This window comes from Prolixibacteraceae bacterium (assembly GCA_019856515.1).
Classification (GTDB): domain Bacteria; phylum Bacteroidota; class Bacteroidia; order Bacteroidales; family Prolixibacteraceae; genus Halosquirtibacter; species Halosquirtibacter xylanolyticus.
Map to the genome: position 1 here is coordinate 2888656 of CP082230.1, position 13381 is coordinate 2902036.

The window sequence follows — 13381 nt, forward strand, 5'->3', positions numbered from 1 at the left end:
ATTACTCCCTTTTTTATTCTATTCATTTTACTATATCCAGCGCACTAGCTTCAGATCTTGTCTATTGGCTAACAATGGATTCGAAGGATATATTCTTATTCCATAATTATATGTTCCAGGCTTGGTGAGATTAAGCTCTAACTCATAATGAGTAAAATGACTCTCATCAATATTCGTATCAATCTGGTAAAGGTCTTTAGAGACAATCGTAGGATTTTCATCTAAAGTGGCAATCACTAACTCTACATTAATATCTTTGGTATCTAATCCTTTTAGATCTAAAGTTACTCTAGAAGTATACTGATGACCCATAATGTATGAATTACGTATACCATCTTCTAAATCGATATTGATCACTTCGATCTCATTCCAATGAGTAAGTATCTTATCTTTCCATGCAACCAGCTCAGACATACTCTTTCTATTATCTGCCTCAAGCAAATCTTTACGACCTTTCATTGGCAGATAGTATCTTTGGTTGTAGTCATTCACCATACGGCTCATGGTAAAATGAGGAACAACTTCAGCAAACGAATTCTTAATATACTGAACCCAACGGTGAGGAACATCAAACTCATCACGATAGTAATATGCAGGAGCTATTTCATTCTCTATAATATTATAGATAGTATCTGCATCTAATTCATCCTGATAATTCTGATTTTCATATGATCTCTCTTGTGCCAAAGCCCATCCAGCCTCTGGACGATACCCTTCACACCACCAACCATCTAGAACAGAAAAATGGAGTGTACCATTCATCACAGCCTTCTCACCACTCGTTCCTGATGCCTCTAAAGGTCTTGTTGGTGTGTTCATCCAAACATCAACACCCTGAACAAGTTTCTTCGCAACCTCCATATCATAGTTCTCTAAGAAGATAATCTTTCCAATAAACTCCTTACGTTGAGAAACCTCGTGAATAAAACGAATTAAATCCTGACCTGCTTTATCTGCGGGGTGAGCCTTTCCAGCAAACAACAGTTGTACTGGACGATGTGGATTATTTACAATTGCATTTAATCTTTCAATATTTCTAAAGAGAAGATGTGCTCTTTTATACGTAGCAAACCTACGCGCAAAACCTAAGGTTAGAGTCGCTGGATTGAACTTATGCAAAATGCTTGAAACAAGATTGGGATCTATCGTGCCTTTAAAAGTATGGCTTTTAACTCGTCGTTGAATATCATCAAACAATAGCGTTTTTAACTTTAACTTTGTCTGCCAGATCTCAGAATCATGGACTCTATAAATTTGGTTCCACACATTCGTCTCTTCAGCCTCACTATAATTATTGATATCAATGGCTTTATCCTCACCTCTCAGCTTCTTATGAATTACTTTCCATATTGGATTTGTCCAAGTAGGATAGTGTACTCCATTCGTTACAAAACCGATATTAGTTAACTCCTCAGGACTGTAGCCAGGGTATAATGGCGCAAGCAATTCTTTGCTCACATCACCATGTAGTTTACTTACCCCATTGATATTATTAGACATATTCGATGCCAAATAACTCATATTAAAATGATCTTCATTAGGAGCTGCTTTACCATACTCTAATAGTTGATCATAGCTAATGCCTAACTTTGATGCATAGTGATAAAAATATGTTCTAAATAGATCGACATGAAAGGCATCATGCCCTGCTGGGACAGGTGTATGAGTGGTAAATAGGTTAGTTGCCTTTACAAGCTCTAATGCTTGATAGAAAGTTAATTTTTCATCAGCAACATAACTTGCGATTCTTTCTAAGCAGATAAATGCAGCATGACCTTCATTACAATGATAGATATCTGAATTTACCTCACAACGCTGTAATGCTTTAATACCACCAATACCTAAAACAATCTCTTGTTTCAATCTATTCTCATTATCACCACCGTATAAATGGTGAGTTATAGAACGATCATAGTCTTGGTTTGCTTCAAAATCAGTATCTAATAAAAGTAATGATATCGAACCAACTTTAACCTCCCAAACTCGAACAAATACTTTTCTATTGGGTAGATCGACATCAACAATGACCCACTCTCCATTTTTATCATATACCGGCTTTACTGGGATCTTAGTAAAAGTCTCTTCTTCATAAAGCGCATTTTGTTCACCTTTTCCATTAATGACTTGAGTGAAATAGCCATAACGATAGAGCAAACCAACTCCTTTCATATTAACATTCAAGTCTGAACACTCCTTCAGATAATCTCCTGCTAATACACCTAAACCACCTGAATAAATCTTCAGGCTTGCATGTAGACCGAACTCCATACTAAAATAAGAGATCGAAGGCCCTAGAGCTACTTTTCTCTTTTCCATATAACGATCCAAACGATTTTCTACTTTCTTCATCTGAAGGCAGAAATCATGATCTTCCGCAAGTTCCTTTAAACGATCTAAAGAGACCTCTTGTAATAATACAATAGGATTCTTATTGCATTCATACCATAAATTTGGATCTATTGCTTCAAAAAGATCTTGAGCGTCATCATTCCATGTCCACCACAGATTACTCGCAATCTTTTTAAGTGGTGAAAGTTCTTCAAACAACTCTGATTCAATAACTATCTTTTTCCATATTGGAGCCATCGAATTGTTAGCTCCAAAAAGTGAATGATTTTCCATGTTTTAGTGTTTTTACAAATGAGTTAATAATCACGGGATACTGATTATCTCATTGTTTATAGGTATCTAAATTTTCCAACATTCTTGCTTAATCACATTTCTCCTCAATCATCCTCTTAAGCTGTCCAATACCATCTTCTAACTGTTTCGTTGGACAATCTCTCTCCAATTGAATCTTGAAATCATTTAATACATTCATATAATTAATGAATGCATCATAAGGCGATTCATATGGATTATCATTCCATTCAACCTGACCATCTGAAAACCATTTGGTACTCATAAAGCTCAAATGATCTGACGACTGTAATGCATTCCATATATGTAACACATCTGTATCCTGACATTTTTTAATAAGTGCAGAAATAGCATATAATTTATTGAATGCCTCTTTCTGTAAATCATTCCCTAACCATGACGACAAGTCTCTCTCTTCATCTGTCCATGAAATAGGATAAGGAACATGAACTGCTGAAACAGTCTGTAACTGTTTTAAGATCTCTGTTGGTGTCACAAAAGAGGTCGACTGATTCTCTACGACCAACTCGACGAAACGATTTATGAAATCATAAATACCACTCTCCTTCGCGTTATGCTTTCCTATCGAATCATAATCAAAACAAAGGTTATAAATCTCTTCGTTTTCATCTCCATCTTCAATCCACGACAAATATTTCTCCGCAGTCAATGGATATTCACTCCACTCTTTATTTGAGAACTTAAAACGAAGATCATCACTAAGTTTATAATTTCTCATTAGTACTTTTAATCGTGGATTTATGGCATTACAATAAACAAAGTTCGGACTCTTCCATCCAAGTATATGTTTCGCACCTTCCGTGATCACACCATCAAATCCCATAGACGCAATCTGTTCTCCGATCTCGTCAGAGTACACAAGATCAGTATTACAAAACACTCTTGGTTTCTGTCCAAATAACTCTTCTATCAATGCCTCATGCTGTTGAACTTGCCTTTTAAACTCACCTTCATCGACAATGGACGATAATGAATAAGCATATGTTCCAGAAAGAAACTCAACACACCCAGTATTTGCCAACTGCTTAAATGAGTCAATAACTATCGGAGCATAACGTTGAAAAAGCTCCAATGTAGTACCTGAAATAGAGAAAGCAACTTTAAAAGCTCCTTTATACTTTTCAATCAGTGATAGCAACCTTTCATTGTTAGGTAGATATACAGTAGAGGCTACATTCTGTATTTCATTCTCATTATGATAATCATCAAAATAGTAGTGGTCATTACCAATATCAAGAAAGCGATACTTTCTTAAGTGAAATGGGTGATGTATCTGGAAGTATAGTGAAATATTTTTCATATCAATTCGATTTAAGCTTTTACTAATTCAATGGTGTGTTCATAAACTTTCCTTACATGAGCAGCAGAATGCTTCCATTCTAAACTATCCACCTCTACTCTTCCATGTTTCTTAAACATCTTTGATAAAGATGGGTAAGTAAGAATTCCATGTATGGCATCTGCTAGGGCATTGACATCCCAAAAATCAACTTTGATCGCATGTTGCAACACCTCGGCAACACCTGATTGTTTAGAGATAATTACAGGAACATCGGCTTGCATTGCTTCAAGTGGAGAGATACCAAAAGGCTCAGAAACAGAAGGCATCACATAAACATCACTAATACGAAGCATATCAAATACTTCATCTCCTTTCAGGAAACCAGTGAAATGAAACTTATCCGTTATTCCTAATGCGGCAGCACGAGTAATCATCTTATTCATGAGATCCCCATTACCTGCCATGACAAATCGAACATTATCCGTTTTCTCAAGAACTTTATGAGCTGCTTCGATAAAATATTCAGGTCCTTTCTGCATGGTAATACGACCTAAAAAAGTAACTATTTTTTCATCAACGCCCTTATTTATAGATAGTGCTTTCTTCTTAATTGGCTCTACGGCATTGTAAACTGTCTCAACCTTGTTTGGATCAATACCATATTTCTCAATTACAATCTTTCGAGTTAGATTACTCACCGTAATAATACGATCAGCAACCTCCATTCCCTCACGTTCAATTGCATAAACCTTGGGATTCACACTTCCTCCGCTTCGATCAAAATCCGTTGCGTGAACATGAATCACAAGTGGCTTACCAGACACACGTTTCGCTTCAATTCCCGCAGGATATGCAAGCCAATCATGTGCATGAATAATATCAAAATCATTATCTTGGGCTATGACTCTCGCCACCAAAGAGTATCTATATATCTCTTGGATAAGATCCACACCATACTTGCCTGAGAAAGTAAGACATCCCTCTTCATTTGTTTCTACAAGCTTCGTTTGAGCCTTAACCTTCTTCTGTGTTAACTTATAAAACTCCTCTTCTCCAACATAAGGGATCAAATTAGATTCAACCTCATAGAAATCGATCTTCTTCTGTACATCTTCAAACGTAATATCTCTACGTGCAACGGAGATATCCCCAGCACCAATTATCTTATCCACTTTTGTTGTGTCTTCATCACCATATGCCTTTGGCACGACAAAAGTGACATCCACATCATCAAAATTGGCTAACCCTTTTGTTAAACCGTAACTGGCCGTACCTAAACCACCACTGATATGAGGAGGAAACTCCCATCCAAACATTAATACTTTCATAATACTATTTTAAACAGGTGTCACCTCATATTTCTTTTCAACCTCTAGAATCGCTTTCTCTGCGTAGAGTAAGCTATTCACGGACCATGCTTGAGAAATTGCTCCTGACGGCTCATAAGGTGGATTTCCACTATAAACCTCAGATATAGACCCGACACAATGTTGACTCAACTCTTTATCAAATTCACTCAATATTGTTTTACAAAAAGAGATCCCACCTCTCTTATGTATTCTTAAATATGATTTAATAAAAGGTGCGACCAACCATGGATGAGCATTACCTTGATGCATTGCGATAGATCTTTTTACCTGCACTCCTTTGGAGTCTCCTTTATATCGAGTATCTCGTGGAGTTAATGAACGAATACCTTTAGGGGTTAACAACTCTTTTTTCACCACACTAAGTACCTTCTTCTCCACCTCTCTTGTCACAGGACTATGATCTAAAGAAACTGCAATCAACATATTAGGACGTACGCTCCAATCTTGTGTTCCATCTTCCGAGACTAAATCAGCCAAATAGCCTTTCCTTTCATCCCAAAATAAGGATCTAAAAGATCTTTTAGTATTGGGTAAGATTGCTTCTAATTCTCTTGACAATTTACTATTTCCTTCAAGCTTAGCCAAGCACTGTGTATATTTTAACGCATTATACCATAAGGCATTTACCTCTACAGCAAATCCATTTCTAGGTGTTACGGGAATACCGTCCACTTCAGCATCCATCCAAGTTAACGCAACAGAACTATCACCACCTGAAATAAGACCATTATCATGCATCCTAATATTATGGTTTGTTCCTTCGATAAACGAATGGATAATCTCTTCCATATATTTACCATATTTCCTCCAAACTCTACTTGAGTCTCCAGTTACCCTCTCCAACTCTTGCAATGCCACAAAGAAGTATAGAGAGGCATCCATCGTATTGTAGATATATCGACCAACTCCCCAATATTTAGGAAATAATCCATGCTTCAGTTTATTAACTTGAGTATCTAATATATTCTCAACCGTATTTGCATTATCAGGATTACTTAACATCCCTAATAATGAAATAAATGTCTGAGAAACGATACCATCATACCATGGATATCCTGCTACTAGATCTACATTATTTTTCCTTTTTACTAAGAATTGATTCGAGGCATTGGTGATGAAAGAATGAAATGAATTTCTTCTCTTTCTTTTATGAAGTTCTTTTTTAAAGATCGATTCTAACTCTTTCGGTTGTTCTTCTTCAGTTAGCGAACAAGAAAAATAGACACTTTCTCCTTTCTCAATAGGCACCTCGAAATACCCAGGAACAAATAGATCTTCATGAAAATCATATCCTCTCTCTTGCTCTTTTGTATATTCAATATTCTTATACCAATCGGGAATTTCAATAAAGTCACACGGTTTTGATAATTGTAGGTGAAGTTCTGGATATTGATCATACAATCGATGATTCGTTCCATTCACACTGTTACCATGTTTTGTTTGGGCATACATATTCTCTTTAGATAGATCATGTGCACCTCTAAAGGCAAGAAAAGGTCTGAAACGTAAAGTCGTTTTGGAATGAGCCTCTTCTAAAGTGTAACGAACAATAAGTTGATCCTTATTCTCTGTTAACAATCGCTCCATTGTTAAGATTACACCACCAACACGATAAGTTGTCTTTGGTATAATATCAATCGAGAAGTCCCGAATGTATTTATGTCCTTTGGGCTCATAAAAACCACCGGGGTATTTATGTATTCCCAAATTAAACTCCTCACCATGTTGTATTACCGTAGTGTCCAATGAAGACAATAATACATGTTTATTTCCGTCCAACTCATCGAGTTGACATACAAATAACCCATGATATTTACGCGTATTACACCCTGTAAGAGTTGTGCAAGAGTAAGTACCAGACTTGTTAGTTCTAAGAATCTCTCGGGAAAGAGAATACTCTAGATTAACAAGTTGATACTTATCAAACTTTAGATAGCTCATGTTACTAGATTTTTAGTTTGGTGGTTTGGGCACTCTTTTATGAAATGCCTTCTGACTCACCTAAAGTTAACGGAACTATCTAAAAAGATGAAATTATTCATGTAAATTTTGACGAAATTGATGAATAATTTCATCTAAATCGATTGCAGGACATCTTTTGCTTATAACTTCAATCTTATCTAACTGCTTCTTTATGAACTTCTGATGACTTTCACTTGTAGTGTCATTAGGTCGATGGTTTGCAGATTTTACTATCTTATTAATTTCCTTGATCAGCTGTCGAGTTGAATCATCAAAATAGGTATTTGAATATAAACTCCAGATATAATCAATGGCTAACTCTGAAGGATGGACCATATCTTTATCATAGAATCGATAATCTCTCAAATCATCCATCATGATTTCATACGTTGGAAAATACCCAATATTACGTTCACTAAAACCCTGCCTCAGTCTATCTACAGCCAACAACAGAGAAGCTTTGCTTAACTGATTCTCTACATGTCCATCCCTCAAATGACGAATAGGGCTTACCGTAAGTGTAACTTGTAAATTAGGATTTAAATCCCAAATTCGTTTTAACAAGTTAGCCCACTCCATAATGATATCATTTGGCGACAGACGAAAACGCTTAAATTCTTTCTCTGGTTGTTTATGACAGTTACCAACAACCCTTCCTGTCATCTTATGTTCATATATATATGCTGTCCCAAAAGTAATAAACAGGTGCTGACAGCTCTTTAAGTATTCATGTGCTCTTTCAATCGCTCTATTTATCTTAGATAATGATAATTCAACACTCCTATCGTTAAAATCACTATGAAACTCAAAAGAGCCGTAACTGTTTCCCAACCATGATATATCAGAATCATTTAATAAGTTCTTATCTATAATTCGATCTAACAGAGACATGATGGAACTTGGATTGTACAGAATGCCTAAAGGATTTATCAAAGTATTAAATAAATTCTGGCTCAACCTGCTCCCTATATTATTTGTAAAACAGGAGCCCAGTAGCATCACCTTATCTTCGTAACCTATCTTTTTTGTAACCTCTAGAGGCTTTATTGGAGTTCTAAATATATCAAACTGATCCATCTATCCATTTATTTATATAAGAAAATATTTCATCCGCTTCCTCTGAATTTTGAAGATGATGACGTGTATTTCGAAACAAGCCAAAAGTAAAATTGTTGTGAACTTTCGACAACTCTCTACTTATCAAAGCGGAAGTAGCCATATCTTGAGCTCCATGAACTAAACAGATATTCATATCTCCAAAAGAATCTTCTCTAAAGAAAAAAGATCCTGCATTTTGTGCTTCATAAAAGGTCCTGGTAGCTATTTTATGGTGAACGAGTGGATCTTCTTCATTATATGATTTAAAGTTCCATATATTACGTGGTACGATCAACGAAAGCCGCTTTGAATAGAGCCATCGACAGAATCTAAATATTGCACCATACATATTTCCATCCAATCGGACCCATGGAGCAGTGACAACACAACAACTAACCGAAGATATATTACTATTCTGTATAAAGGATAATAATATATTTCCGCCCAAACTATGTCCATATAAAACCACTGGAAGAGAAGAGTATTCACTTTTACCCCTTGAAATTGTATCAGAGATTAATTGGTATAGCTTATAATAGTTTCCAACATCCCCACGTTTCCCCGAAGATCGCCCATGACCAGGCAAATCAAAACTATATACAACATACCCTTTATTCACAAAACGCTCCAACCAATCAAGATAGGAGGTGACATGCACACCTAAACCATGAATAAAAACAAAAATCTTCGTTGGATCTACCTCGCTAGAGAATATCTTGTATAAACAAGTATGTTGTCCTCTACTCGAGTCTATATCAGAAGTCTCTATGTTTAAATTAGAAATCATATTTTGTATGATCTTTGAAGATTATTAATCCAATAAACAGCTCTTTTATTATAAGCATAAATTGCTTTGATCTTTTTGTTTTAATCAAACAGAAAATGGAAGAAAACCGTAACTGTAATGTCCTCTTCTAACATCTCAAACTGCATAAAGCGTAGATTCTAAAGATAATCTCAATGCAGTATTGGTATACAACAATGAGCATAATTCAATAGTTGTATTGTAAATGTTAAAGTACAAAAAAGAATCCTCTTTTCTCGAAGTATAAAGTAGAGATAAAAAAAAAGAACATCCATAAGAATGTTCTTTTAAAGGTTGACCCACCAAGGCTCGAACTTGGACTCTTCTGAACCAAAATCAGATGTGTTGCCAATTACACCATAGGTCAATCATGTGCGCCTTATTTCTTTAAGACGATGCAAATAAAAGCTCTTTTTAGTAAACTTCAAAATTTTAGAATAATAAAAATATAGTTTTTTTTCATCATCCCTCATTCACAATCCGTTACCAAAACAGCTTTTTTTACATTACATAAATCCTAACTCAAGTCTTGCCTCTTCCGACATCATAGACTTATCCCAAGCAGGTTCAAAAGTTAGCTCTACTTTCGCCTCCTTAATCCCTTCTGTCTTTTCCGATGAGTACTTTACATCTTCTAAGATCATATCTGCTGCAGGACAATTTGGTGCTGTCAATGTCATCACAACATATGCAACATCATCCTTCACATCTACACTATAAATCATTCCAAGGTCATACACATTCACTGGAATCTCAGGATCATATACCTCTTTCAGGTTTTCAATTATCTCATCAATACGCTTATCCATGATCTTTCTTTTAGCTATTTATTTTTCTATCATAGGCGATCGCATATAGTCTCATCTGTTTTACCATAGACAATAAGCCATTGGATCTTGTAGGAGACAAATGCTGTGTCAAACCTATATCATCAATAAAATATAATTCCGATTCAAGAATCTCTTTTGGAGTACGATCTTCATACACCTTCAAAAGTAGCGATACCAAACCTTTAACAATAATAGCATCACTCTCGCCCTCAAAATGAATCTTTCCATCTTCAAAAGTGGGATAAAGCCAAACACGACTCTGACACCCCTTAATCAAGAAATTATCTACCTTGTATTTCGGATCGATATCATTGAGTTCATTACCCATCTCAATCAGATTAGCATATTTATCCATCCAATCATCAAACATCGAGAACTCTTCAATAATTTCGTCTTGAACCTCGTTTATTGTTTTCATCTAATTTTATCTTTTTTCTTTGGTGTAATAATTATACCCTACATGAAACGATCAAAACTCATATGCTCTATTTTTGCTTATACTACTTGAAAATATTACTATAGAGAACTCTATACCTCTATTTATTAACTTTGTCTAAACAAAATATATTTGAGTCAACTTATCGTTCATTAAAAATGTAATTCATATTACATGTAAAATTACAAAAAAGAATTTTCTGATCTAAACAAACATCTGCTGCAAACGTAACAGAGCATTATAGAAAGCATCTATTTCCTCTTTGGTATTATATGGTGAAAGTGCGGCTCTAGTCATTCCCTGCATTTCAAAATGATCCATTATTGGATCTACACATAAACGACCAGTACGTACTGCAAAACCAAGCTGATCAAGTAATGTGCCTAAGTCAAAATGATGTACACCATCAATTGCAAAAGAGATTATACCTACTTTGTTCTCAGACTCGCCAAAGAAGCGAATACCCTCTATCTGACTTAACTTAGAGATAGCATAACGATACAACTCCTCTTCCCATGCAACCATATTTGCTTTACCATAAGTCTCTACAAAACCAATAGCTGCACCTAAACCAATAATATCAGTATAATTGGGGGTACCTGGTTCAAACTTATAAGGAAGAACATTGAAAGTTGTCTCTTTAAAAGTAACAGTTTCAATCATTTCACCTCCCGTCATAAATGGCGGCATCTGCTCTAAAATATTTTTCTTACCATAAAGCACACCTGTTCCCGTAGGTCCATATATCTTATGACCAGAAAAAGCATAAAAATCACAATCAAGTTTCTGTACATCCACATCACAATGAGCAATACCTTGGGCTCCATCAATTAGCACATAAGCACCTCTCTCATGAGCTTTCTCTATGATATATTCTATTGGATTAATTGTACCCAAAGCATTGGATGCATGATTCACTGAAACGATCTTTGTTTTATCACTTAACAATGATTCATACACCTCTAACATCAATTCTCCTTTATCATTAAAAGGAATAACCTTTAATGTCGCGCCTTTTCTTTGACATAACATCTGCCAAGGAACAATATTTGCATGATGCTCCATCTCTGAAACGATAATCTCATCTCCAGAATGAATACACATTTCACCTAATGATGATGCTACTAAATTAATCGATTCTGTAGTACCTTTGGTAAAGATGATCTCTTCCCTCGACGCCGCATTTATAAAAGAACATACTTGATCTCTAACAGCCTCATATGCCACCGTCGCCTCTGATGCCATTCGATGTGTTCCTCTATGAATATTTCCATTCACCTTCATCATATAATGCTCTACGGTTTCAGACACACATTTAGGCTTCTGAGTGGTAGCGGCATTATCAAAATAGACAAGGTTTTTCTTTGGATAGATTTCCTGATCTAAGATTGGAAAATGACTTCTGAATTCTTGAACATCAAAACTCATGACTTATATAGTTATTAAAAAAGGTACCCCATTGTTTATTAAAAAAACCAATGAGATACCCTTCTATAGAATACATTACTTACCTATAGCACCTATAGGCTATTATTTATTGAAGTAATCTCGTTGTCCCTAAAGAGAGCTATGAATTACACTCAATCGCACATGAATCACATGGAGAATCTTCCCCACGAAGTCTCCTCTCTAACAACTGATCAATACGATCACGTAAAGGTTCTATTCGTAAATTCGAAAGAACATCATGTGCAAAAGCAAAAATCATCATTAAACGAGCCTCATCTTCACCAATACCTCTTGTTCTAAGATAAAATAGAGCCTCTTCATCAATTTGACCAACAGTAGCACCATGACTACATTTCACATCGTCATTATCAATAATCAGTTGGGGCTTCGCATTCATCTGAGCGCTATCTGTCAACAACAAACTATTATTTTGTTGAAAAGCTGCTGTTTTCTCTGCATAAGGCAACACGTGAATACAACCAGTAAATACTCCTTCAGAGTTCCCTGACATCACATTCTTGTACACCTGATTACTAGTACAGTGAGGCTTACTATGATATATCGTAGTGAAATTATCCACATGCTGTTCTTGATCGGCAACCGAAATACCATACATCTTAGCATTCGCATTCTCCCCATTCAAGTTAATGGTCAAGTTATTGCGAATAACACCTCCATGAAGTACTACAGCATGAGTCAGCACATTACTGTTTGACTGCTGCTCAATATTCAAACCACTTAGATTGATAGTTTGATTATTTTGATTCTGAACATTATAAATATCCAATGATGCATTCTCTTTCAACAAAACCTCTGTCATATTATTGAAAACAAAAGCATTGCTAGACAAAGTATGGTCACAAACAGCAATTTTAGCCTGACTTCCTTGCTCTAAGAGTACCACATTTCTCTGTGAACACATTCTATCAGAATCACCATTCAACAAATTAATAACCTGTAATGGACGTTCTAGCACCACATTCTTTGCTATGTGAACAAAAAGACCATCTTGGGCAAACATACCATTCAATGCTAGCACAGGATCCTTTGCATTATCTGTATAACGACACAGAACCTCTTCAACCAACTCTTTATGCTGATTTAGCGCATCCTGCAAGCTACATACAGTAACTCCCTCAGGCAAAGCCTCTAAATTATTCTTAGGATAGTACCAACCATTTACCATTAAAATGGTAAAAGTATCTAGATCAGGAACATCACACTCAAAGACTTCTTCAATATCAATATTGGCATCATCTTTAGAAGCGATAATATCCCAAGGCTTATCAAAAACTTCAACTAAGTTAGTATACTTATAGTTTTCCACCTTTTTTGAAGGAACACCTTGAGTAAGAAAACTCTCCAAAGCACAACCTCGTCTCTCATTAAGAAAAGCAGGAGCATTATTAGCAATAGCATCCCTTTTCTCTAAAAAAAGAGTTTCAAGTGCAGTGGTTGCATTATTTATAGCATTTTTATCGCTCATAA

Annotated in this window: 10 protein-coding genes and 1 tRNA gene; all 11 read right to left on the bottom strand. The window is 35.6% G+C overall.

Annotation, left to right across the window (positions count from 1 at the left end):
* Positions 1 to 30: 30 nt before the first annotated feature.
* The 11 genes from glgP to sufD all read right to left on the bottom strand — a co-directional run bounded on the left by glgP (position 31) and on the right by sufD (position 13379).
* Entirely contained in the window at positions 31 to 2622 is a 2592-nt protein-coding gene (gene glgP, locus K5X82_10420) for an alpha-glucan family phosphorylase (protein ID QZT35731.1), read from the bottom strand.
* An 88-nt stretch (positions 2623 to 2710) separates the two neighbouring features.
* On the bottom strand, positions 2711 to 3961 hold the full coding sequence (locus tag K5X82_10425) for a glycoside hydrolase family 57 protein (GenBank protein ID QZT35732.1): 1251 nt from the start codon (positions 3959 to 3961) through the stop codon (positions 2711 to 2713).
* An 11-nt stretch (positions 3962 to 3972) separates the two neighbouring features.
* Positions 3973 to 5271 (bottom strand): glycosyltransferase family 4 protein, encoded by a 1299-nt coding sequence (locus tag K5X82_10430; protein QZT35733.1) that lies wholly within the window; start codon positions 5269 to 5271, stop codon positions 3973 to 3975.
* A gap of 9 nt (positions 5272 to 5280) precedes the next feature.
* Positions 5281 to 7254 carry an amylo-alpha-1,6-glucosidase gene (locus K5X82_10435; protein QZT35734.1) on the bottom strand — a complete coding sequence of 658 codons (1974 nt, stop codon included), beginning with the start codon at positions 7252 to 7254 and terminating at the stop codon, positions 5281 to 5283.
* 93 nt (positions 7255 to 7347) lie between these two features.
* Positions 7348 to 8352 carry a GSCFA domain-containing protein gene (locus tag K5X82_10440; protein ID QZT35735.1) on the bottom strand — a complete coding sequence of 335 codons (1005 nt, stop codon included), beginning with the start codon at positions 8350 to 8352 and terminating at the stop codon, positions 7348 to 7350.
* Complete coding sequence (locus tag K5X82_10445; protein QZT35736.1) at positions 8339 to 9160, bottom strand: alpha/beta hydrolase; 822 nt, start codon at positions 9158 to 9160, stop codon at positions 8339 to 8341. Before K5X82_10445 ends, K5X82_10440 begins: the two co-directional genes overlap by 14 nt.
* A 312-nt stretch (positions 9161 to 9472) precedes the next feature.
* Positions 9473 to 9545: transfer RNA gene (locus K5X82_10450), tRNA-Gln, on the bottom strand.
* 139 nt (positions 9546 to 9684) lie between these two features.
* Positions 9685 to 9987, bottom strand: a complete 303-nt coding sequence (locus K5X82_10455; protein ID QZT35737.1) for an iron-sulfur cluster assembly protein — start codon at positions 9985 to 9987, stop codon at positions 9685 to 9687.
* A gap of 10 nt (positions 9988 to 9997) precedes the next feature.
* On the bottom strand, positions 9998 to 10426 hold the full coding sequence (locus K5X82_10460) for a SufE family protein (protein QZT35738.1): 429 nt from the start codon (positions 10424 to 10426) through the stop codon (positions 9998 to 10000).
* Positions 10427 to 10648: 222 nt separating this feature from the next.
* Positions 10649 to 11872, bottom strand: coding sequence for a cysteine desulfurase (locus K5X82_10465; protein QZT35739.1), 1224 nt, complete (start codon positions 11870 to 11872; stop codon positions 10649 to 10651).
* 139 nt (positions 11873 to 12011) lie between these two features.
* Positions 12012 to 13379: a Fe-S cluster assembly protein SufD gene (gene sufD, locus K5X82_10470; GenBank protein QZT35740.1), complete on the bottom strand. Its 1368-nt coding sequence runs from the start codon at positions 13377 to 13379 to the stop codon at positions 12012 to 12014.
* Positions 13380 to 13381: the final 2 nt, after the last annotated feature.